The organism is Gemmatimonadota bacterium (assembly GCA_041390125.1).
In the GTDB taxonomy this organism is placed as follows: Bacteria; Gemmatimonadota; Gemmatimonadetes; order Longimicrobiales; family Gaopeijiaceae; genus JAGQIF01.
In genome coordinates, this window is the sequence record JAWKQN010000008.1 from 191317 (window position 1) to 214281 (window position 22965).

Here is a 22965-nt window from a genome sequence, read left to right on the forward strand (position 1 = left end):
ACTCCCGGCTGCGCCGGGTGTCCCTCGCGGGCGCACGGCGCGTATACGCCGCGTGCACGACAAGTGGTTTGGACGGGACGAGCGTCAGCCGCGGGGAGGGGGGAGCAGCGGCCGGAGTCGGAAGGCGAGCGGAGGACCGGCGTGGTCCTCGAAGCGTTCGGCGGTGGAGACGGGACTCCACGAGACCCGTGGGACCTCCGCCACCGGGCCGGTCGGAAGGTCGCGCGGAGCGGGAGCGACCGGCGACTCCTCGTCGGTCTGCTCGGCCAGCTCCAACAGCACACCCACCGCGGCGTCGTGCGCGTGGAGCGGGCCGCCCCCGTGCGCGTGCACGATGCGGCGCGTCTCCGCGGCGGGCGGAGGCGCGTCGGCCCCGGGGTGTTCGAGCCCCAGGGCCACGGCCGCACGCCGCTGTTCGGCGGCGTAGGAGACCAGGTGCTGGAGTCCGTGGCCGGATGTCGCCACCAGGTCCAGCGCGACGGGAGCCACATATGCCGCCACCGCGAGCAGCCCCGGGAGGAGCCGTCGGCCGGAGAGGCGGCGCAGGGACATGGGCGGTCGGACCCTAGACCAGCGTCTGCACGCCCATCATGGACGCGGAGGCGGGGTCGCCGGTGACCACGCGGCGGTGATAGTCGAGCTGTCCCAGGTGATAGCCCAGGTGGACGGCCAGGTGCAGGAGGAAGCGCCCGATCGGTGCCGAGGCGCCGTTGGGCATCGTGAACGGCCGCTCCAGGACCTCGGGATCCACTCCGTCCAGCGCGCCCAGCACCTCGGTGCGGGCGGCGTCCAGCCGGGCCAGCAGCTCGCTCCGGGGCAGGTCGCGATCGCCGAACTCCCCCTCCCGGTCCCGCACGTACCCGGTGCCGCCCAGGTGTGCGCCGATGAAATGGCGCAGGTTGCCCACCAGGTGCAGGGCCAGCGTGCCCGCACTGTTGGGGAGGCCGTCGGGCAACGCCCACACGGAGGCGTCGTCGGGATAGAGCTCGAGCTGGCGCTGGAGCCCGTCCAACTCCCGCCCGATCATCCGCCGCAGGTCGGCGATCACGGCCGCGCCGTTCACGAGACGGCCCTCGGCTTCTTCTGGCGCGCCTTCAGGTGATCCTCCATCTCCAGGCGCGGCACGCCCTGGGTCCACCAGTCGGGCGCCGGCGCGCCGCGCAGGTAGTGGTCGAAGAACTCCATCATGCGGCCGGTATAGTCCTTCTGGTTCTTGGGCTCACGCAGCCCGTGGTTCTCTCCCACGTACTGCAGCAACACCACGTCCTTCTCCAGCTCGCGCAGGGTGTTGAAGAACGTGATGCCCTGGTTGAAGTCCACCGCGCCATCCTTCTCGTTGTGCAGCAGCACCACCGGCGTGGTGGCGTGGTCGGCATGGAAGGCCGGGGAGTTGCGGATGTAGGCGTCGTAGTTCTCGATGAAGTTGCCCTTGAAGCGGCCCTGGCTGGACTCGAAGATGGCCATGTCGGCCGAGCCGGTGTTCCAGTAGATGGAGCTGTACATGCTCACCATGTCGGTGAGCGGCGCACCCGAGACGATCCCGGCGAACAGGTCGGTCTGCGTGAGCAGGAAGGCGGACTGATACCCGCCCCAGGAATGGCCGTGCAGCCCCACGTGCGCTTCGTCCACCACCCCGGTGGCGATGGCCGCATGCACGGCCGGAATCACACACCACACGGCGGACATGCCGGGATCGTTGATCGTGTAGACGATGTCCGGCATCAGCACGGCGTAGCCGCGGCTGGTGTACACGCTGGGGTTGAAGGCACGGGTTTCGTTCGGCAGCGAATAGCTGTGCAGGTTCTGCGACAGCTTCTCGTAGATGTAGACGACCGTGGGATAGGACTGACCGGGCTGATAATCCGCCGGCAGGAAGAGCGCCGCCTGCAGCGAGTCGCCCTTGTCGCTGACGTAGTCCACCAGGCGCGCGCCGGCCGACCAGGCGAAGTCCGCCTGCTGCGGGTTGGCGTCCGTCAGGCGCGTCGGGGACGTGAAGGATCCCCGTGCAGCCCACCAGTCCGGAAACGTCACGAAGGTCTCGCGCGCGAACACGAACGTCTCGGTGTCCCGGGCCCGCTGCACCGAGAAGGAGGCGTCGTCCCACAGCAGCCGCTCCGTGCGCCGCTGACCCGGCCGCAGCCGCTCCAGACCGCCCTTCTTGGTGCGCTCGCCGTATGCGGTGAAGTAGACGGGCTTGCTGAAGTCGATGCCCTTCTCCTCCGGGTCGTACGCGACGCGTCTGGGATGACGCACGCCGGTCTCGCGGCCGTCCACGGTCAGGTTCACCGCCGCTCCGCCGTCCACCGGGACCCGCCAGACGTCCCAGTCGTCGTTGAGCACCACGCTCCTCGAGTCCGCCGCCCATCCCATCGGCGCCAGCGGCGGGTCCTCCACGTTGTGATCGTCCTCCACGTCCACGAAGGAGGTCGGCAGACCTTCCGTGATCGAGCGTGTGCGTCCGGTGGTGAAATCGTAGACGTGGTAGTGCCGATCCGTGTAGTAGAGCAGCTTGGATCCGTCCGGAGAGGGGAAGACGGGCCAGCGCTGCGCGCGGAGCAGCAGGGTGGCCTCACCGGTGCGGGCGTCGAGCGCGTAGACGTCCCGGCGGCGGCCGCCGTCGATGGCGTCCCGCAGGGCATAGTCGCGCTGGTCGTAGCCCACCGCGTAGCGCTCGCCCGCCAGCAGATCGACCTCGCGGATCTCGTCGGTCGCCAGACGCGCGAAGCTCCCGTCCGCCACCCGGAACGCGCCCAGCCAGCTGTAGCGCCGGTCCCGGCTCTCCTCCACCTGCTGCTGGGACTGCAGGCGGGGATCGCGTCCGTGCCAGAGCACCAACGTGGGCAGATCGTCCTCACCGCTGAGATCCGGCGGAGACGACTGCATGGCCCCCGGCGTGCCGGCTGCCGGCCGTACGTCCGGCCGCTCGTTGCCGGAGTCCTTCTCGGTGCGCGGCTCGGTCAGGCCCACGAAGAGCGCCGCCCGGTCGTCCGACCACTCCGGCGCAGCCGCCTGGCTGATGCGGAGGCCGGTCGGGAATCCGCGGGCTTCGGCCGGGTCCAGCGTGACGGTCCGCACCTGCCCCCGATCGAGCCCGGTCCAGCCGAGCGCCACGAACGACGTATCCGACGTGGTGGTGTCGATCGTGCCACGCAGCACCGCGAGCGCGAGCCCCTCGTCCGCCCACGCGAGCTGGGTGTAGGGCTTGGTGTCGCTGTCCAGGGTGCGGACCACGTCCGTGCCCAGGTCGCGCAGCGCCACTCCGTTCCCGACGCGGTCCTTGGTCTCGGTGGTCCACGCGATCCAGCGGCCCGTCTCGTCCAGGTCGTAGGCCGCCACGCTCCCCACGGTGGTCACCAGGCCCGTGGCCAGCTCGTACAGCAGCAGGTCGGCCCCGGAGCCCGCGGCCTCCCCCTCGTCCAGGGCGCGCTGCAGGACCAGGAAGCGCGGGCTCTCGCCCGCGAACTCGTGGCCGCGCACACGCTCGAAGCTCCGCGCCTCGCCGGTGGAGAGCTCCACCACGGTCACGCCGTTGTGCAGGGGCTTCTTGTCGCGCTTGGCCTTCTTCGCGGCCTCCGCGGTGGGGTAGGTGGTGAACGCCAGCCAGCGGCCGTCCCCCGACAATGCCACCGGACCGCGCGGTGCGGGTCCGAACGGGTTGAAGCCGGCGGGTCCGCTGGGCTCGCCGATCGGGAAGCGCCGCTCCTCGCCGTCGCCGGTCGGGCGCACCACCACCTCGGCGTCCCCCTCGTTCGGCACCACCTGGTAGGCGAACCACGCCCCGTCGTTCGAGACCTGCTGCCACCGGATGGACTTCCAGTCCGCGAGGTTGCTCGGATCGAGCGGAGGCAGCGCGGCCCCGCGCGGAGACGACGACCCGGCCATGCGGACGGCGGCGCCGTCCTGGGCCGCCGCCGGAGCGGCGAGCATGCCGGCCGCCACCAGGGCGGCGGTCAGACCGGCGAACCGGACCCGGTACGACGGGGAGGGACGGGGGCAAGCGGAGCGTACGGACGCGCGGCTGGACATGGGCGACTCCTGGGAGCGGTGCGTGCCCCACCAAGGTCCGGGAGGGCGGCCCGCCCCGCAACGGGTCGGAGGACGTGGCCCCTCCGGGCCCGTCGGTCGGCGCGGCCCGGGCCGCGGGCCGCGCGGGCCGGACGGCCTCAGCGGCGGTCGGCGACCGGGATGGGCCGGACCGGGACCCGCTCCGCCGGGGGCTCGGGCGCGACGGGCGCGGTCCCGGCCCGTTCCCGCAGCTCCCGTCGCAAGGCCTGCAGCTCGTGGCGGATGGCCTCCAGCTCGCGCTCCTGCTCGTCCTCCCCCGGGGCGAGCAGCCACGAGGAAAGGAAGGCAGTGTAGATGCCGAAGAGCCCGATCCCGGCCAGCATCAGCAACATGGCGAGGATCCGCCCGGTGTGCGTGACCGGATAGGTATCGCCGTAGCCGACCGACGTGGCGGTGACGATGCTCCACCAGATGGCGTCCGAGGCGCTGCGGATGTTGCCGCCGGCGGCGCGCTCGACGTGCAGCACCCCGATGCTCGCCACCCCCAGCACGACGATCGCGATGAGGATCGCCGCCAGCAGCGTGGTCTCGGCACGACGGGCGTTGCCCAGGAAGCGCGCGATCTCGCGGGCGGAGCGCACGCCGCGCAGGAGGCGCACGATCCGCGCCACGCGCGCCAGGCGCCCCCACTGCATCAAGCCCAGGGTGGGGATGCTCGACAGCAGGTCCAGCCACCCCCAGGTGAGGAAGTAGCGGCGGCGGTCCGGAGCGCGTCTCAGCGTGAGCGCGAAGTCGATCCCGAAGAAGACGCAGATGAGGAGGTCGAGACGGAGCAGCAGGGCGTGCTCCTCCTCCGAGAGCGGGATGGTCAGCTCGACGGAGAGCATGAACAGCACGAGCACCGACAACGCCAGGATGAAGACCTGGTAGGGTGTCGTGGTCGGACCCTCGGCTGGACCCTCACGGGGCAGGCGACGAACCGCAGCGGCCTTCACGCGCGTCCCTCGGAGTGGGTCGGACCTCACACTCTCGTCGGGGAAGGATCGGCTGGACGGGTGCGGCGGTTTAGCCGCTGCCGCGGCCGCGGGTCGGTTGTGCTAGGGCACCAGGGCCAGCCCCCCCGCCTGCTTGCCGACCTCCGCGCGCGCGACGCGCGTGTACGTCTCGAGGTCGATGACCTCCACCAGACCGGGCTCGCCCCCGATCCCCTCCACCGTGACGAGGGCGTAGCGGCTGTCCGGCGTGACGACCACGCCGTGGGTGACCTTCTGACCACTGTCGATGCGGGCCAGCTCGCGGCCACTGGCGCGGTCGAACACCGCCAGGTGCGCGCTGCCCTTCAGCGTGGCCAGGAGGCGGCTCCCGTCCGGGGTGAGCGCCAGGTTGTAGGGAGCGCCCTGGGCCGGGATGCGGCGCACCACCGACCAGTCCGCCAGGTCCACCTCCACGATCTCGTGGGACTTGTTGCAGGCCACGTAGAGGCGCGTCCCATCGTCGGTGGGCGCGGTCCAGGTGGGGGAGCACACCTGCATACCGCCCCCCGCCGGGGCGCCACCGGACATGTCGTGCATGGCGTGCATGTCGTGCGCGCCGTCCACCCGCACTTCAGCGCCCGTCACCAGGTCCAGGCGCCGCGTCACCTCCAGGGACACGGTGGACATCTCCACCAGCTGGTCGTCCATCATGCAGGCGGAGTAGTTGTACATGCCGTCCGGGGACATCCGCGACCCGTGCGGCATGGTGCACGTCTCGGTCTGCGCCACCTCGTCCATCGTGTGCGTGTCCACGATGGAGAGCGTGCTCGGCACGTGGTCGCCGTAGAAGTTGGAGTTGACGATGAACGCCAACGCCCCCTCCGGCGTCAGCGACACCGTGGCGGGGAACAATCCCAACTCCGACGTGCCGACGACCGTGTCGGCTCCCGCCTCGTACTTGAGCAGCGTGCCGTTGGGATAGCCATGCCCCAGCGTCAGATACCACCAGTCCCCGGAGGGGTCGAAGTAGATCCCGTGCGGCCCTTCGATCTCTGCGGGCCAACGGCCCACCCGCACGACCTTCTCCACCTCCAGCGAACCCCCGGCCTCGTACCGCAGCACCGTGACCTCGTCCTCGGACTCGGACGCCACGTACACCCGGTAGACCTGCGCCTCTGCCGGTCTCGCCGTCAGCGCACCGGCCCAGAGCGCCAGAGCCAGCCCCGCGATCGCCGCGGGCCCGCGCCGACGCCCTGCGTCGGTCTCCGCGCCCGCGCATCCCCTCCGCATGCCTCGGCGGGTCACGGGATCAGCCCCCGCCTCGGCTGCAGCTTGATGGCCCACAGGCCGGAGTGGTGCTCGGCGATGAACAGGTTGCCCTTGTGCATCTGCGGCCCCCAGGAGAACGGCGCGTTGGGCACGAAGCTGTCCGGATCGTTGGCCATGTAGTGCGCGATCTCGCGGCCCTGCTCGCCCAGGTCACCCTTGAGCTCGCCCGAGATGTCGATCACGCGCGTCCCGCCGTTGTAGAAGGCCGCGTAGAGGCGATCATCCTCGATCCACATGTTGTGGGAACCGGCCTCGGGGACCTCGTAGCGGGCCACCTCCTCGGGGTTCATGGGATCGGTGAAGTCCACCACGTGGATGTAGCCGGCCATGCGCGGCGGGGTGCGCTCGGCATCCAGGTCGTTGAAGCCGGGCCGCCCGATCTCGTCGCCCATGAAGATGTAGAACTTCCCCGTGGGGCTCTTGTACGGGAACGCCGCGTGGGTGGCACCGCCCACGTCCGCAAAGCGGTACATCAGCACCGGGTTGGAAGGGCTGCCGCCCTTGTTGCCGCCACCCACGTCGATCACGGCCACCCCATCTCCCCAGTTGGAGGAGTAGGCGATGCCGTCCACGATCCACACGTCGTGGATGGCGTGGCCGGGCGTATCCAGCTCGAAGCGGCCGACGCGGTGCGGATTCCGGGGATCCTCGATGCTGATGACGTCGAAGCGGACGCCGTTGTTCACGGCGTACACGTGGTTCTCGTAGATGAACAGGTTGTGCACGCCGCCGGTCAGCTCGTCGTCGAACGTGGAGAGGATCTCCACCTGCCGCGGGTTGCTGCAGTCCAGGATGACGATCCCGTTGCGCCGGTTGGAGGCGCCTTCGCGGGAGATGACGCAGATGCGGCCATCCTCGGACACCTTCACGTCGTTCGTGGTGCGCGCGTCCACGACCACCGAGTCCGTGAGCACGGGTGCGGCCGGGTCGGTCACGTCCCAGAAGTATGCGGCGCCGAAGGCGCCCCACGTACCGGTGATGGCATAGTCACGGCCGTCCACACCCTCCCAGACCCACAGATCGGACGTGGGCACGCCGCGCACGGCCCCCTGCCCCACGAACGTCACCTCCTCGCTCACGTGGCGCGGCTCGATGCGCAGCGTCTGCTGGGCCGTACGACCGGGAACGGTGGCCATCACCGTGTAGACGCCGGGCTTGTACGCGACGAAGCGCCCCTGCGGATCGATCTCGGCCGGCGGCACGTCCGCCGTGGCTTCCGGGGCCGGGTAGGCGAGCAGGCCGTAGGTGACGGGCATGTCCGCGACGGCGGTCCCGTTCGCGCGCGGGGTGGCGCGGAAGTGGATGACGTCCCCGATCCGACCGGTGCTCTGCGAGGCCTCGAGGGCGAGATCCGTGACGGGGTTGGCCTGCACGTCGTAGCGCACCTCACCCGCCACGCCCTCCGCGGTCGCCGCCACGGTCACACGGCCCGGTCGGTGTGCCGTGAGGATCCCGAACTCGTCCACCGTGGCGATGGACTCGTCGCTCGAGCGCCACGTCACCGGCGCGTCCGTCCGGACATCGTCGGCCTCGTCGTACACCGTGGCCAGGTGCCGCACGGAGGCGCCCACGTAGAAGCGCCCGCCGTCGCCGGGCTCCACCGCGACACGGTCGATGGGCGGATATTCCACCAGGATGGTCAGGTCGGCGCGGACGTTGCGGTCCCCCGCAGCCATCACGATGACGGGATACTCCCCGCCGTAGACGGCCTCCACCGCGCCCGTGGTGCGGTCGACGTCCAGCCGGCCTCGTCCGCTCCGGGCCAGGTACATGAGCGGTTCGTCGAGCACGTTGCCGTTGGCATCGAGCACCCGCGCCTCGATCTGCGCGGTCTGCCCCGGGCGCAGCAGGAGGCGGGACTCGGCCAGCTCGATGCGGGCGGGTGCGGCCTGCGCGCCGAGACCGGACGCGAGCAGGAGCGAGAAGGCTGCGGCGGACAGCACGGTCGGGACGGCGCGCATGGAGTGCTCCGAGGCCTGGGTCGCGGGGGAGCCGGATCGGCAAGGTCGGGGGCGGGACGCGGCCTCGCAAGCCGGACGGCGACCCATGCGGCGGAGCGGCGACCCCGTAAGCCGTTGGCGGTGCGCAGCTTCCGTCGGACCCAGCCGCCGACGGGTGACGCGCGAGCGCTTCCGGTCGTCCTCGGAATGACACCGCCCGCTCGTCGGGCGCCTCACACCCCGAAGACGGAGACGGAGCCATGTCCCCCCGCCCCCCCCTCTCGCGGATCGCGCTCCTCCTGGGCGCTCTGGCGTTCACCGCCTGCGACCGCACGCCTCTGGATCCCGGCCTGGACGCCTTCGACGCGCCGCCGGATGTAGCCCTGGACACCGAGCTGGTGCTGGCGACGGAGCCCGCGCTCGCGGAGGTGACGCTGGCGAGCGCCGAGGCGCAGCTGCGTCGGGTGCAGGGCGCGCAGGTCCGGGCCCGGCTGCGCGCGGCGCGTGAGCATTTCGAGCAGGCGCGCCGGCGCTGGAACGCCGGCAACGCGGACGATGCCCGCCGCGAAGGACGCCGGGCCCGGGAAGCCGTCGCCGACGCGCTGTTGCTCGGACTCGGCCGCGGCAGCGTCGAGGCGATGATCGACGACGTCGAGGCGCTCTTCCTCCAGGTGGCGGTGGAGGGCAGCGGCTACGACGACCCGCCCGCGCTCGCCGCGACGCTGGCGCCGTTGGTGAACCAGGCGCGCGCCGCGGTGGCACAGGGCGCCGACCGGGACGCCGGGGAGGCGATGGTGCGCGCGCGTCAGCACGTCCACCGCGCCGGACGGCGTGCGGACGGGATGGCGCGTCGCGCCCACGACCTCTTCGAGCGCACCGATCGCGCGCGGGTGCAGGTGGCGATGGGCAGCGAGGCCATCGCGCTCGCCGAGCGCCTGATCCCCACGCCGACCGACACGCAGACGCGGCTGCTGGACACCGCGCGGGAGCTGCAGCGCCTGGCGGAGGCCGCGCTGGGTCAGGGCGAGTGGGGCCGGGCGGCGACGTTGGCGCGCGAGGCCGAGGTGACCGCGCTGCGCGCGGTGCTGGACGTGGATGGCGTGGGGCACGACGAGGCGCAGCAGATCGCCGACCTCGCGGAGGCGCTCCTGGCGGAGGCGCGCAGCACGGTCGGAGCCGACGCGAGCGCGCTCGATCGCGCGCTCCTCGAGCTCGCCGGCCGCCTCTTCGCCGCGGGCACGGAGACGCTCGCGCAGGGGCAGCCTCGCGGCCTCGTGCTGCTGTGGAGCTCGGCCGCAGCCTCCTCCGTGCTGCTGCCCTGATCGGCGATCCGGGCAGCGTCGGCCGGTGCCGGGCCTCCGGGCCCGGCACCGCAGCCGTGCCGGCCCGAAGCTTGCCCGCAGCGCTCCCGATGAGCTCCGATCCGACCCTCCCGGACGACGCGCAGGTCGTACGCGCCGTGCTGCACGGCCGCAGCGAAGCGTATCGACTGCTCGTGCGCCGCCATCAGGACGCGCTGTTCCGCCACGCCGACCGCATGCTGGGGAGTGCGGACGAGGCGGCCGACGTGGTCCAGCGGGCGTTCGTGACCGGCTACCGGAAGCTCTCCGCGTGCGCGGAGCCGGCGAAGGTGGGAGGGTGGCTGTTCCGCATCTGCGCCAACCTCTGCAAGGACGAGCTGAAGAGCCGACGGCGGAGCGCACTCCCCCTGGAGGCTGCGGCGTCCGAGACCGCCGAGACGGCCAGCGCGTGGGAGCGCGCCGAGGCCACGGAGCTGCGCGCGCGCTTGAAGGAGGCGTTGAGGCAGCTCCCGCCGGACCAACGCGAGGCCTTCGTGCTCAAGCACGTCGAAGGGCTTTCGTACGACGAGATGGTCGACCGGATCGGAGCCACCGTTCCGGCGCTCAAGATGCGGGTGCTGCGCGCCCGCGAGGAGCTGCAGGGGATCCTGCGCGTATGCCGATGAACGACGACGTCGGAGCCTGGATGGACGGCGCGCTGCCGCGCGAGAAGCTGGACGCGGATGCGCGCGCCGAAGCGGACGCGTGGGAGCGCGCCCTGGACGAGCTGCGCGCGGAGGCGCGCCCGGCGCCCCCAGACCTGGAGGAGCGCATCATGGCCGACGTCGCGCGCGCGGCGCCGGTCCGGCCCCGCCCGTGGCTGCTGAGGCCGCGCGCGGTGCACGTCACGCCGCTGAGCGGGCTGCTGGTGGCTGCGGGCCTGGCGGCGCTGCTGCTGTGGCCGCGCACGGGGCCTGCCGTCGACCCGGTGGGCACCGGGATCCAGGACATCTACGTCCAGTTCACCCTCGAGGCGCCGGGCGCCCGCTCCGTCTCCATCGCGGGCGATTTCACCGGATGGCAGGACGTGCACGCCCTGACCGACACCGACGGGGACGGCGTGTGGACGGGACGGATCGCGCTCACGCCGGGCGTGCACCAGTACATGTTCGTGATCGACGGCTCGGATTGGGTCACGGATCCGCATGCCGAACGCTACACCGACGATGGATTCGGCAACCGCAACGCGGTGATCGCCGTCGACGCCGCCGGAGAGGTGATCGGCTGATGGAGCGCGCACCGATCCGGAACCGGGCTTCGGTCGGCGTTCCACGGCTTCGACCGCCTCCCGCGCGCGCGGGGAGGAGCGCGCGCTTGCTGGCTGCGATGGCTGCGTGCGCCGTCGCTGCGCCGCACGTGGCGCATGCCCAGGAGGCGCGGCTCGGCCTCGAAGCCGGGTGGGCGCGCCGATTCCCCCCTTCCGGCACCGACGCGGTGCAGGCCAGCTATGCGCTCGCCGGTCTGGCGGCCGACCTGCGCACCGCCTTCGGAAGCGGAGCCTGGGGATCGGTGGCGGGGGGGCGGGCGCTCGACGGCGGCGGGAGCGATTGGACCTCGGCCACCGTCGGGGGCGAGGGGTGGGTGCGGGTACGAGGCCCCCTGGACCTGGGCTTCGCGCTGGAGGGCTACGGGTTCCGCGTGGAAGAGCCGTACACCTATCGGGCGCTCGCGGCGCTCGTGCGCCCGCGTGTGCGCCTCCGCCTGGGTCCGGCGCATCTGCTCGGCCACGTCGAGGCGGGCGGCGGACACTCCGTGATCGAGGCGGACGTGAGCCAGGTGGAGCGGGTGACCCGAAACCGCCTGCAGCGCACGGGTGCCACGCCCCGGGTGCGCCGCGCCGAAACCGATCTCTGGCAGCGGAGCGCAGGGGCCGAGCTGCGCGTCCGCACCGGGGCGCTGGTGTGGGCGGCCGGGGCCGCCTGGTCCGGGACGCGGGCGGGGGAATGGCGCCGAGGGCATGCTTCGGTGGGCGGATCGATCGCGGGGACGCTCTGGCAGGCCTTCGCGTCCTCCTGGGCCGGCCCCGCCGGCGACGAGGTCACAGGCGGGCTCGTGCTCCATGTGCCCCTGAACGGCCGCTGGAGCGCCCGCGCCAGCGGGCTCCGCACGGACCCCGATCCTCTGGTGCGCACCACCGCCGCTTCGCAGGGCGGCCTCATGCTGCGCTGGGACGCCTTGACGTCCGGGACGCCCCCTGCCCCGCTCTATGCGCTCGGCGCGAGCACCGAGGGCGGGACGTCCGTCACGTTCCGGGTGCCGGCCGGGGCCGCCCGGACACTCGCGCTCGTGGGAGACTTCACGGACTGGAGCCCGGTGCCGATGGTGCGAGCGGGCGACGTCTGGTCCGCGGAGGTACGCGTGCGACCCGGCGTGTACCACTTCGGGTTCCTCGCGGACGGGGAGTGGTTTCTCCCTGCGGAGGGGGTGCCCGGACGCGTGTCCGACGAGTGGGGTCGCGAGAACGGGACGCTGGTGGTCCCCCGTGCGGATGCGGATCCCGTGGCTGGAGTGACCACGTCCCGCGCAGAAGGACCGTCTTCAACCGAGAAGGAGGCCCGCGCGTCGAGCGGGCCGGGAGAAGGAGCTCGATGAGACGCACGCACCGCCTGCTCGCCATGCTGCTGCTGGCAGGGCCGGCAACCACGCTCGCCGGTCAGGATGCGCAGACCCGCCTGGCGCAGGCGCTACCGCCCGAGGCCGTGACGCGCATCGAGGCGCTGGTCGAGCGCGCAACGCGCGCCGGCGCCCCCGCCGAGCCGCTCTACGACAAAGCGCTCGAAGGTGCGGCCAAGCGCGTTCCGACGGACCGGATCGTCGCCGCGCTGGAGGCCTATGCCGGTCGCCTGCAGGACGCGCGCACGTTGCTGGGCGTCGAGGCATCCGCGCCCGCGGTGGTGGCCGGCGCGGACGCGCTGCAGCGCGGCGTCTCCGCGGACGTGCTGCGCACCGTCGGTGGCGAAGCCGGTGAGCGCACCCCGGTGGCCCTGGTCGTCCTCGGGGACCTCACAGAAGCCGGCGTGCCGGCGGACGGCGCCCTGGATGCGGTGCGGCAGGCGCTGGACCGCGGGCAGGAGCCCGATGCGCTCCTGCAGGTGCCGGCCGCCGTGCGCAGGCTGCTCCGCGACGGCATCACGCCGGAGCGGGCGGCGCGCGATGTGACGCGACTCATGCGGGAGGGGGTGGCTCCGCAGCGGATCCGGGGACAGCGACCGGGCGGGTGAGGCGCTACTTCGCGTCGCTCGCGAACGCCCCGCCTCACCGCCCGTCCGCCACCTCCCCCGGCGCGCTCCCGCGCGACACCAGCGCATTGAACAGGAACTTGAACGTGCCGTGCGTCTGGGCCCGATGTTGCGTCCGGAAGCCGATCAGCACCACCTCGCCCTGGCCGTGCTCCACGGCCACCATGGCCGCCTTGCCCGCGATGACGTCCTCACCCCAGAGCTGACCGCTCTGCAGCACGTCCCGGTCCACGTAGGACACGATCCGCCGCACGTCGGCGCTGCCCGCGCCCGCCTCCGCCTCGTAGACCTGGCTGGCCCCGAAGAACACGACCTGGGTCTGCTCGGGCATCCCGAGCGCGAGCGGGTCCTCATTGCGCACGCGCACACGGAGTGTGGAGCCCGGTGCCCAGAAGTCCCGGCTGGGCACGTCCGCCACGATGTCGCGCACCGGCAGGTCGAAGGCATCGATGGCGAGCGCGCCGGCTCCGGCGAACGTCACCAGCGTGCCGCCGTTCTCCACGAACGCCTCGAGCGCGCGCACACCGGCCTCGCCGAACCCGCTACGGTATTCCTCCGGAACCTCCGCCGCCCGGTCCGCCGTCGCCTCGCCGGTCATCATGCCGGGACGATCGTCCGGGAGGATGATCACGTCGTAGCGCCGGTTCAGGTTGCCGGCCACGAGCTCGTCGTCCATCAGCGTCTCGTAGGGGAACTCGAAGTCCTCCAGCAACCAGCGCGTCCACCCCTCGTCCATGTTGCCACCGTAGTAGCGCTGGTACATGGCCACGCGCTGGCGTTGCAGGGGACGGGTGACGGACGCGGGATCCTGGGCCAGGGGCCGGAAGTCGACCCCGGTCTCCTCGGCCACCCGGCGCGCCAGCTCGGCGGACACGCTCGCGGGCACCACGAAGTCACCGGCTTCCAGGCCCTGTCCGTCGCGCTCGGCGCGTCGCAGCGCAGCGTCCTCGTTCCACAGCAGGTTCACGGCCTTGAAGGCAGCGTTGAGTTCGCCATCCAGCACGTACCCGTGCGCTCCCGCCTGCACGGTCCCGTTCGGGTCGGGTGGAGAGGTCATCACCGTCGTCGCCGTCTCCGGCATCGACTCCACGGCGTCCACGCGCACCCCCATGAACTCGGCCATGACATCGCCCGACATGTCGTACGGGCGGATCGGATTCCCTTCGGGATCGACCGTGTACGAGTTCTGCGGATAGAACGTGCGGCCCAGCAGCCAGCGGATGACGCCGCGCTTGGGCTGCGCCAGGGTCACGACGTACGTTCCGGCGCCGTACACCCGGCCTTCGTGCGTGAATCCGCCGTCCGCGCGGCGCACCTCGATCCCTTGCCCCATCAACTTGCCCACCATGTGTTGCATCGTGAGCGGGTCGTGCTGCTCGGCGGGGATGACGAAGCCGGCGGGGCTGCCTTCCTCCCCGCGCTCCGTCTGCCGCGCTGCCTTGAGCCAGGCGTTGCGCAGCACCGTCTCGCGGTTGCGGGCCGCCATGTCCAGGGTGGCCATGTACGCCACCTTCTGCCGGTCCACGATGTCGCGCACGCGCCACCATCCGCCCTCCCAGGGGCTGGGGAACGTCGTCTGCGCCTCGTACTCGGGGAGCTGGCGGGAGCCGCCCAGCTGCTCGGGGTGCACATAGAGCGGCGCCGCCATGCGCGGGCTCGCCGACTCCGTCAACATGCCCGCGATGTTGTGGAACGGCGTGATCCAGTGGAAGCCGAAGTGGCCCCACCCGGAATAGATGGCGGCGTTGACCGCTCCCTCCAGCCCGGCCTCGTCCATCTTGTACGCCATATGCGCGCCGTACCAGGCCATCTCCCGCCACACGAGCGGATCGCCCGCGGGGCGGATGGGCTCCGCGTACGGAGGCAGGTAGATCCGTGCGGTGTAGCCTCCCATCTGGTGATGGTCCACGTACGCCTGCGGAATCCACTCGCGGAAGAGGATCTGGGCCCCATAGCGCGACTCGACCGTGTTCTGCATGAACGCGTCACGGTTGTTGTCGTGCCCGATATAGTGGTGGTAGAGGAAGGGCAGACCCGTCCCCTCGTACTCGGTGCCCGTGGTGCGCTCCACCCAGTCGGCCACCATGATCTGGCCGTCCGGGTTGAAGCAGGGGATCATGATGCCGATCGTCTCGTCCAGGATGCGCTGCATCTCGTCGTCGTCGCGCGTCACCAGGTCGTACGCCAGCTCCACGGCGGTCTGCCCCGCGGCGACCTCGGTGGAGTGGAGGCACAGCGACTGGACGATCACCGCCTTGCCGGTCGCGATCGCATCCTCGATCTGGCGTTCCGACGCCCCCCGTGGATCGGACAGCAGCGCGTTCATGCGCTGGTACTCGTCCAGGCGGGCGTGATTGGCCGGCGCGGTGACGATGAGCGCCAGGAAGGGATTCCCCAGCGTCGTGGGACCCATCTCCCACACCGTCATGCGGTCGGACGCCTCGCCGAGCATGCGGTAGTACTCCACCATGCGGTCCCACCGGGCGAGCCGGTTGTCCGTGCCCATGCGGAAGCCGAAGTACGCCTCCGGCGTGGGGACGTCCGCGCCTTGCGCGGACACGAGCACGGGGGCCAGGAGGATCCCCAACAGGCTCAGCAGGACGTGCGGAAGGCGGGCGCGGCGGGAGCGGGACATGGCGGACTCCGGCGGGCGGGACGGGTCGGGACGCGGCAGGCGGCCCCCAGGCGACCGCCCGCTCCAGGAGGCCAGTGTCCGGCAGGGGCAGGTGCCCGTCAAGTCGAACGTGCGGCCCGGTCCGGTGCGACACCGGTGCGGGCAGGGTCGCTCAGCGGGAGATGGCGGGCCGAGGGAGGGGCGCGTCCCCTCGCTCGGAGCGCCCGATCAGGCGCACTTCGCGCAGACGTGCGTGGTGGGTAGGATGTCCAGCCGCTCGGCCTCGATGGTCCCCCCGCAACGGGCACAGACGAGGTAGATGCCCTGATCGATGCGGGCGAGGGCCTGCACCATCCCATCCAACCGCTCGCGGGTGCGCCCCTCCAGCGCTTCCAGCACTTCGTCGTTCTCGACGAACTGCGCCATCTCCGTCCAATCGGCGGGCAGCTCCCGATCCGTGTTGCGCAGGTGGCCGGTCAGCCGCGCATGACGGCCGAGCAGCGTCCGGAGCTCGTTCTCCAGGCGTTCGCGTTGGGCGTCGAGATCCATCGATACACACCTCGGAAAGCCGCCTCGAGGGGGTGAGGCGTGGAAACGGCGTCACTCGCGGGCGGGCACGATATCGCCGGCCTCCCGCGGGGACAATGCATGTCGGCGCGGGCCGGGGATGGGGGCCGACCCGCGGCGCCGCCCTGACACCTCTTGTCTAGATATATCTAACCAAGATATAGTTGAGCCTCGCCGACCCTCCACGGCACGGAGCCCCATGACATCGCAGCGCGCCCGCCCCGGACTGACCTCCCTGACGTACCAGATCCTCCTCGCGCTCTCCGGGGGTGATCGGCACGGATACGCCATCCTGAAGGAGATGGAGGAGCGCGGGGGCGCCGACGCCGTTCCCAGCACCGGCGCACTGTACATGGCGCTTTCCCGGCTCGAGTCCGAAGGGCTGGTGCGGGAAGCCCCGGCGCCCCCGGACGATGTGGACGACGCGCGCCGTCGCTACTACCGCATCACCGCCCGGGGACGCGATGCCGCCGCGGCGGAGTCCCGCCGCCTCGCCGACCTGGTGGCCGATGCGCGCGCGCGCCGTCTGCTCGGTGAGCCGGTGCCGGACGGGGGCGAGGCATGACCTCGCAACGGGGCGGGCACGGACCCGGTTCCCAGCCGGATCCGCGCGGGAGCCGGATCTTCGCCCTCCTGCTTCGGACCCTGCCGCGTGGATTCCGGGAGCGCTACGGGGCCGAGCTGACCGAGACGCACGGGCGCCGCATGGAGACGGCGCGCTCCGCGCGTGGGCTCGTACGCCTGCGCACGGTGGCCCACGAGGTCGCGGGGCTCGCACTGCTCACGCTGCGCCTCCGCTTCGACCGATCCACCCGCACGCCTTCCTCCCTGTCGCGAGCGCGGCCTTCCATGATCGACGGACTGAAGCAGGATCTCCGCACCACCCTGCGCTCCCTGCGCCGCAACCCGGCGTTCGCCGCCACCGTCGTGGGGGTTCTCGCGCTCGGCATCGGCGCGGTCACGGCCATCTTCTCCGCGGTCAACGCCTACTTCTTCCGTCCGCTGCCGTTCCTGGACGAAGAACGCGTGGTCGCCCTGTACGAGACCAACCCGGAGTTCGGCTGGGTGGATGCCACGGCAGCCCCGGCCAACGCCATGGATTGGCGCGACCAGGTGGACGCCTTCGAGGACGTTGCCCTCTACTCGGACTTCGTCGATCAGACCACCTACGTCCAGGACGGGGAGCCCCGCCTGCTCAACGTCACCAACGTGAGCGGAAATTTCTTCGCCGTGCTCGGGGTGCCGCCGCTCCTCGGCCGCCCCCTGCAGTGGGAGGACACCTGGGCCGCCAGTGGCGACGTGGTCGTGCTGACCCATCAGGTCTGGCAGGACGTGTTCGGAGCCGATACCGCGCTGGTCGGTGCCACCGTACCGCTGTCGGGCCGACCGTTCCGCGTGGCCGCGGTCATGCCACCCGGCTTCCGGTTCCCGTCGGACGAGACACAGATCTGGGGCATGATGGGCTGGGACCCGGCCGCCCGGGAGCAGGTGTGGTTCCGGCGCGCCCACTTCGTGCGACCGCTGGCCCGCCTGGCACCGGGTGTCACGGCCGCGCAGGCGGACGCCCAGTTGCAGGTCGTCGTGGAGCGCCTCGCGCGCGACTACCCTGCCACCAACCGCGTGATGGGCGCGGGCCTGGCCCCGGCCCGCGCGTTCTTCGTGCGCCAGGTGCGCACGCCCCTGCTGGTGCTGAGTGCGGCGGTTCTGCTGTTGCTCACGCTGGCCTGCGTGAATGTCGCCAACCTGATGCTCGTCCGCGCCCAGGAGCGTTCGCGCGAGGTGGCCGTCCGCGTGGCGCTGGGCGCGGGGCGCGCCCGTGTGGCGCGTCAGGTGCTCACCGAGAGCGGACTGCTCGCGCTGCTGGGCGGCACGCTCGGGCTCGCACTGGGTTGGATGGGCATCCAGGCCCTGGCCCGCGCCCACCCCCTCGGCATCGCCGGCGCCACGGGACTCGCGCTCGACCATCGGGTGGTGCTGGCCACGCTCGGCGTCGCGCTCACCGCCGGACTTGCCTTCGGGGTCGGGCCGGCCCTCCGCGCCGGAGGCGCTTCACCCGGCCACGCCCTCAAGGACGGGGGCCGCGGCACCTCGCGCGGCCGGCACGCGCTGCGCACCACGCGCCTCATGGTCGGAACGGAGGTGGCGCTCGCGCTCCTGCTCGTGCTGGGCGGCGGACTCGTGCTGCGCAGCTTCCTGCGCCTGCGCGCCGTGGACCCCGGCTTCCAGGTGGACGGTGTCCTCGCGGTCGAGCTGTCGCTGCCCAACGCCCGCTACCCTGAACGGGATCAGGTGCTGGCGTTCTGGGACCGCCTGCAGACGCTGCTGGAGGCGCGACCCGGGATCGAGCGCGCCGGTGGGGTCGGGCAACTACCGCTGGACGGGACCAGTTGGTCGAGCCAGGCCAAGGCGGAGGGCTGGCCCGCCGAGCGCATCGCCTTCGAGATCCTCCACCGACGCGCCGACCGCGGCTACTTCGAGGCGCTCGGCATCCCGCTCGTGCGCGGCCGGCTCTTCGAAGCCTCGGACGGGCCGGACGCGCCCCCGGTGATCGTCATCAACGAGCAGTTCGCCCGCGAGCATTTCCCGGGAGAAGACCCGATCGGCCAGCGCATCGCCTACGACCGGGAGCCGGATTCCAGCTCGGTGTGGTACGAGATCGTGGGCATCGTCGGGGACCAGAGCCAGGTCAGCCCCGGGCAGCCGGTGCGGGCCGAGGCGTTCGAGAACCGGGATCAGGACTGGGCGCGCGACCTGCGCATCGTGCTGCGCACGGAAGGCGATCCACTGTCGGTCGTACCGTCGGTCCGCTCCGTGCTGGCGGAGCTCGATCCGCTGATCCCGCTCGGTGAGGTTCGCTCACTGCGTCAGGTGTGGCGCACCTCGATCGCCGACGAGGAGCGGGTCCTCACCCTGCTCGGGATCTTCGCCGTCGTGGCCCTGCTCCTGGCCACGGTGGGCGTCTACGGTGTCACGGCGCAGGCCGCCCGCGCCCGCACGCACGAGATCGGGGTGCGGATGGCGCTGGGTGCGTCCCCGCGCGACATCCTGCGCATGATGATCGGTCAGGGGCTGACGGTCGTCGTGGTCGGCATGGCCCTGGGCCTGGGGGTGGCCCTGGTGGCCGGCCGCGGGCTGCGGTCGTTGCTCTTCGAGATCACCCCCACCGATCCGCTCACGATCGGGGGCGTGAGCCTGCTGCTGCTCGCGGCGGCGTTCCTGGCGTGTTGGCTGCCGGCCCGGCGTTCGACCCGCGTCGATCCGCGGGCCTCGCTGCAGGCGGAGTGAGCGCGCACGTGGCGCTCCGCGCCTACAGCCGGAATGCACCCATGAGCCGCTTCTCCGTCTCCCCTTCGATCGCGGCCGTGACCTCCACGTAGTCCTCCAGACCACTTCCGGAGAGCTTGTCGCGGAGCAGCTTGTCCAGCTGGAAGACGCCGGCGGAGTTCAGGAGGTCGATGCGCACCCGCACCGGCTTGTCCTCACCCGGTTCGATGGAGACGCGCTCGACCGCAGCGGCGGAGATGGAGTGGATGCTCACCGACCCGGCCTCGAAGGGCACGCGCGAGCGGCCCTTGGCCATGTCCAGCGCGTCCGCCAGGCGTACCACCCCCGCTTCCAGCGTGAGCGGATGCCCGCCGGAGCGGTGCGCGATGATCGCGTGCAGCACGTCGGAGCGCACGAGCGTGGCGGCCGCGCCCGGGTAGAGCGCGGGCAGGATCTCCTTGAGCTTGTCCTGCGCGATGAACAACGAGTAGCTCTCGTGGTCGGCGCGGTGGATGGACATGCCCACGTCGTGCAGGAGCGCCGCCAGCGCCACGATCACCTCGGCGTCCTCGCGCTCCATTCCGTACGTGGCCACGATGGACGGCTCGATGCCGCGTTCCATGAGGAGGCGCAGCAGCCGCACCGCGATGTTCATGACGATCTTCACGTGCACCGGCCCGTGATCCGTCATGCCCAGGCGCTCCATGGCCGTGACGTTGCAGGCCGTCCAGAGCGCGTAGAGGTCGTCGTCCGCGTTGGCCCACTCGATGACCTGGTGCAGCTTGGGGTTGTGCCGGTCCGGCACGGTCATCAGGACCCGGCGCGCGAAGCGGGCCTCCAAGGTCCGCGTCTCCTCGGTCGGGACCGACCATCCGCTCGCCAGCTCGCCGCTGAGCGGGGGAGACGATTCGTCCGCCATGGGTGCGTCCTCCTGGGCGAGGGGCGGCGCGGCCGACACCGGATGCGGTGTCGGCCGACCGCGAGCGCCTACTCGACGATCTCGAGCAGCTCGATCTCGAAGACCAGGGTGGCGTCCGGCCCGATGTCGCCGCCGGTGCCCTGGGGCCCGTAGGCGAGGTCGCTGGGGATCACGAAGCGGTACTGGCTGCCGACCTCCATCAGCTTGAGCGCTTCGGAGAAGCCGGGGATCACCTGGTCGACGCCGAAGACCACAGGCTCGCCCCCCTGGTAGGAGCTGTCGAACTCGGTGCCGTCGACGAGCGTCCCCCGGTAGTGGATCCGCACCCGGTCGCCGGTCTCCGGAGAGGGGCCGTCCGCCGGTCGCATCACCTCGTACTGCAGGCCACTCTCGGTGGTGCTGACGCCGTCACGGGCGGCGTTCTCGGCCAGGTAGGCCTGACCCCGCTCCCGGTTCTCGGCCCCGCGGGAGGCCATCTCGGCCGCCTGGGCCTCGGTGACCTCGCGGCCGAACTGCTCCATCACGCCCTGGAGCTCCTCGCGGGGAACGCGTGGGTCGGCGTCCTCCATCGCGTCCCGGATCCCGGCCCGCAGCGCCACCATGTCGATCCGATCGGAGACCTCGGCGAGCGATCCGCCCATGTTGAGGCCGATCGCATAGCTCGCCTTCTGATCGTTGGTCTCGAGCGTCGGGGCCGGGTCGGCGCCGGCCTGGCAGCCGGCGAGCGCCAGCACGGCGGCGAGCCCGCCACCCACGATACGGTTGCGCATCATCCTGTCCTGTCCGGGAAATGGGAAAGGCCAGGGTACACCGGGTGTGCGGGCAGGTGCCCGCAGGCCCTGGGACAAGAGCGGCCCGGCCCCCGTGGGGGGACCGGGCCATGGGTGCGCGCGGGCAGACACCGGGTCGGGCCGGTGCCGCACCGGCTTCCGTCAGCTGCGGCCGTTGTGACCGCCCGACCCACCACCGCCACCCTTCGGCGGCTTGGGCTTCCACCACCAGAACCACCAGTGGCCGCCCGTCTGGGTCATCTCACGGAAGGATCCGAGGACCTTCACGCGCGGAGCCTCGTACTTCATGACTCCGAACCTCCTGAGTGACTGCACACGCCGCTGGACCCGGCGACGCCGGACGCGTGCGACGTGCAGGGGGATAGACTGCAAGATGCACCCCCGGTGTCACATCGGCGTCAAGGCACCTGGAAATGGCCTGGTGACGCCATTTTCATGAAACCGGCCCCAAACCCAGTGGCGAGCACCCATCAACAGCCGAGGCGCAGTCGCATCAGGCACGGTCCCAAACCCGACGCCGCCGGCAGACATCCAACCATCGCGCGCCCCGTCCCTCGCACCGGACCTCCGATGCTCGCGACCCTGCTCCTCGGCCTCCAGGTGGCCGCCGTCCCGCCCGCCGTCCAGGGCGTCCACCTGGTCCTGGAGGTCCGGCCCCAGCTGGCCGCCGGCACCCTCCAGGGACGGGCCGTCCTGACGCTGGCGAACCCCGGCCCGGACCCCGCCTCGTCCGTGCTGCTCCTGCTCAACCGGCTGCTGGAGGTCGAGGCCGTGCGCGATCCGGCGACCGGCGGCGGCCTCCCCTTCTCCCAGGAGGTGCGCGGACGGGACGGCTTCGAGCGCATGCAGCTCCGGCACGTCCGCGTGGACCTGCCCCGGCCGCTCGCGCCGGGGGGTCGGACGCGTCTGGAGGTGACCTATCGGGGATGGTTGGCGCCCTACACCGAGACCGGGATGCGGTACGTCCAGGACCATGTGGACCCCGGCTTCACGCTCCTGCGCGCGGACGCGGCCGCGTTCCCGTGGCCGGCGGGGGCGTCGAGTGACTTCACGTGGAGCGCGTCGGTGTGGGTCCCGCCCGGGCAGGTCGTCGCGTCGGGAGGGCGCACCTCCGAGCCCGTCCCCGATGGGGATCTGCTCCGGTGGGACGCGGTCTCCCGCGGACCGGTTCCGTTCCTGCTGATCGCCATCGCCCCCTACCACACCGTGCGTCGGGGTGGACTCGCGGTCCACCACTTCCCCGAGGACTCTGTGGGGGCCCGTCGCCTGGCCGACCGGGTGGAGCGGGGGCTGGAGGTCATGGCGCGCTGGTTCGGCCCCCTCGGATCGGCGGCGGAGCTGACGATCATGGAGATCCCCGACGGGTGGGGGTCCCAGGCGAGCCTCACCGCCGGCATCATCCAGACGGCGCCGGCGTTCCAGGAGACCGCCCGGCTGGGCGAGGTCTACCACGAGCTCACGCACCTGTGGAACGCGCCCGACCTGGACCGGCCCTCGCCGCGCTGGAACGAGGGCCTCGCGACCTTCCTGCAAGCCCGGCTGGCGGCCGAGCTGGACGGGGCCGACCTGGAGGGGGCGTTGGACGGCCTGCTCGCGCGCCTGCGGGACCGGTTGGAGCGCTCCCGCACGCTCGAGCGCGTCCCCTTCCGGGACTTCGGCCGCGAGCGGCGCACGGACGACGCCTACCTGCTGGGCGGCGTGTTCTTCGCGCTGCTGTACGCGCAGATGGGGGAAGCCGCCTTCGACGCCGCCTACGGGGGGCTCTGGCGGGCCCGGGGCGCCGTCGGCGTGTCCACCGACGACCTGGTGCGCGCGTTCGCGGAGCGCGACCCCTCCGTCGCCCCGCTCTTCGACACCTGGTTCGAGACGCCACGCTGGACGGAGCAGGTGCGGGCGGCCACCCGGTTCGCGGATCTGCCCGGCGCTCGACCCTGACGGCCGCACCGGGGCGCGGTGCGGCGGGCGTCCGCGTGGCCGGTCCGG

Annotated in this window: 19 protein-coding genes; 8 read left to right on the forward strand and 11 right to left on the reverse strand. The window is 72.0% G+C overall.

All coding sequences use genetic code 11. The annotated features are described in order from the left end of the window. Window positions 1–84: 84 nt before the first annotated feature. The 6 genes from R3E98_10040 to R3E98_10065 form a co-directional block, all read right to left on the reverse strand. A complete protein-coding gene (locus tag R3E98_10040; protein MEZ4423741.1) occupies window positions 85–552 on the reverse strand; it encodes a hypothetical protein in 468 nt (155 codons plus the stop codon). A 13-nt stretch (window positions 553–565) separates the two neighbouring features. Further along, window positions 566–1063: a DinB family protein gene (locus tag R3E98_10045; protein ID MEZ4423742.1), complete on the reverse strand. Its 498-nt coding sequence runs from the start codon at window positions 1061–1063 to the stop codon at window positions 566–568. Next, on the reverse strand, window positions 1060–4026 hold the full coding sequence (locus R3E98_10050) for a prolyl oligopeptidase family serine peptidase (protein ID MEZ4423743.1): 2967 nt from the start codon (window positions 4024–4026) through the stop codon (window positions 1060–1062). Before R3E98_10050 ends, R3E98_10045 begins: the two co-directional genes overlap by 4 nt. A gap of 137 nt (window positions 4027–4163) precedes the next feature. Then, window positions 4164–5000 (reverse strand): ion transporter, encoded by an 837-nt coding sequence (locus R3E98_10055; GenBank protein ID MEZ4423744.1) that lies wholly within the window; start codon window positions 4998–5000, stop codon window positions 4164–4166. Between the two features lie 102 nt (window positions 5001–5102). Then, window positions 5103–6269: a YncE family protein gene (locus R3E98_10060; protein ID MEZ4423745.1), complete on the reverse strand. Its 1167-nt coding sequence runs from the start codon at window positions 6267–6269 to the stop codon at window positions 5103–5105. Between the two features lie 11 nt (window positions 6270–6280). Continuing rightward, the gene (locus tag R3E98_10065) at window positions 6281–8269 is read right to left on the reverse strand and encodes an Ig-like domain-containing protein (protein ID MEZ4423746.1); all 1989 of its coding nucleotides are present in this window, start codon (window positions 8267–8269) and stop codon (window positions 6281–6283) included. 239 nt (window positions 8270–8508) lie between these two features. Between R3E98_10065 and R3E98_10070 the strand changes: the two genes are divergently transcribed. The 5 genes from R3E98_10070 to R3E98_10090 all read left to right on the forward strand — a co-directional run bounded on the left by R3E98_10070 (window position 8509) and on the right by R3E98_10090 (window position 12809). After that, window positions 8509–9570 (forward strand): hypothetical protein, encoded by a 1062-nt coding sequence (locus R3E98_10070; protein ID MEZ4423747.1) that lies wholly within the window; start codon window positions 8509–8511, stop codon window positions 9568–9570. Window positions 9571–9659: 89 nt separating this feature from the next. Beyond that, window positions 9660–10214, forward strand: a complete 555-nt coding sequence (locus tag R3E98_10075) for an RNA polymerase sigma factor (GenBank protein ID MEZ4423748.1) — start codon at window positions 9660–9662, stop codon at window positions 10212–10214. Next, on the forward strand, window positions 10211–10816 hold the full coding sequence (locus tag R3E98_10080; GenBank protein MEZ4423749.1) for a glycogen-binding domain-containing protein: 606 nt from the start codon (window positions 10211–10213) through the stop codon (window positions 10814–10816). The genes R3E98_10075 and R3E98_10080 overlap by 4 nt, the downstream gene beginning before the upstream one ends. 86 nt (window positions 10817–10902) lie before the next feature. Continuing rightward, a complete protein-coding gene (locus R3E98_10085; GenBank protein ID MEZ4423750.1) occupies window positions 10903–12180 on the forward strand; it encodes a glycogen-binding domain-containing protein in 1278 nt (425 codons plus the stop codon). Next, complete coding sequence (locus tag R3E98_10090) at window positions 12177–12809, forward strand: hypothetical protein (GenBank protein ID MEZ4423751.1); 633 nt, start codon at window positions 12177–12179, stop codon at window positions 12807–12809. Before R3E98_10085 ends, R3E98_10090 begins: the two co-directional genes overlap by 4 nt. A 34-nt stretch (window positions 12810–12843) precedes the next feature. On the opposite strand, the gene R3E98_10095 is transcribed toward R3E98_10090, so the two are convergent. Both R3E98_10095 and R3E98_10100 read right to left on the reverse strand, forming a co-directional pair. Further along, complete coding sequence (locus R3E98_10095; protein ID MEZ4423752.1) at window positions 12844–15462, reverse strand: M14 family metallopeptidase; 2619 nt, start codon at window positions 15460–15462, stop codon at window positions 12844–12846. 207 nt (window positions 15463–15669) lie between these two features. Beyond that, window positions 15670–15990, reverse strand: coding sequence for a TraR/DksA C4-type zinc finger protein (locus R3E98_10100; protein ID MEZ4423753.1), 321 nt, complete (start codon window positions 15988–15990; stop codon window positions 15670–15672). 217 nt (window positions 15991–16207) lie between these two features. On the opposite strand from R3E98_10100, the gene R3E98_10105 reads away from it, so the two are divergent. Together R3E98_10105 and R3E98_10110 are read left to right on the forward strand one after the other, a co-directional pair. Further along, entirely contained in the window at window positions 16208–16573 is a 366-nt protein-coding gene (locus tag R3E98_10105) for a PadR family transcriptional regulator (protein ID MEZ4423754.1), read from the forward strand. Then, window positions 16570–19293 carry an ABC transporter permease gene (locus tag R3E98_10110; protein ID MEZ4423755.1) on the forward strand — a complete coding sequence of 908 codons (2724 nt, stop codon included), beginning with the start codon at window positions 16570–16572 and terminating at the stop codon, window positions 19291–19293. Before R3E98_10105 ends, R3E98_10110 begins: the two co-directional genes overlap by 4 nt. 22 nt (window positions 19294–19315) lie before the next feature. Here R3E98_10110 and R3E98_10115 read toward each other — a convergent pair whose 3' ends face one another. The 3 genes from R3E98_10115 to R3E98_10125 form a co-directional block, all read right to left on the reverse strand. Next, a complete protein-coding gene (locus R3E98_10115) occupies window positions 19316–20191 on the reverse strand; it encodes an HD domain-containing protein (GenBank protein MEZ4423756.1) in 876 nt (291 codons plus the stop codon). A 68-nt stretch (window positions 20192–20259) separates the two neighbouring features. After that, on the reverse strand, window positions 20260–20964 hold the full coding sequence (locus R3E98_10120) for an FKBP-type peptidyl-prolyl cis-trans isomerase (GenBank protein MEZ4423757.1): 705 nt from the start codon (window positions 20962–20964) through the stop codon (window positions 20260–20262). Window positions 20965–21123: 159 nt separating this feature from the next. Continuing rightward, a complete protein-coding gene (locus R3E98_10125; GenBank protein ID MEZ4423758.1) occupies window positions 21124–21270 on the reverse strand; it encodes a lasso RiPP family leader peptide-containing protein in 147 nt (48 codons plus the stop codon). Between the two features lie 282 nt (window positions 21271–21552). Here R3E98_10125 and R3E98_10130 point away from each other — a divergent pair, with 282 nt between their 5' ends. Then, on the forward strand, window positions 21553–22917 hold the full coding sequence (locus R3E98_10130) for a hypothetical protein (protein MEZ4423759.1): 1365 nt from the start codon (window positions 21553–21555) through the stop codon (window positions 22915–22917). The last annotated feature ends 48 nt before the right edge of the window (window positions 22918–22965 follow it).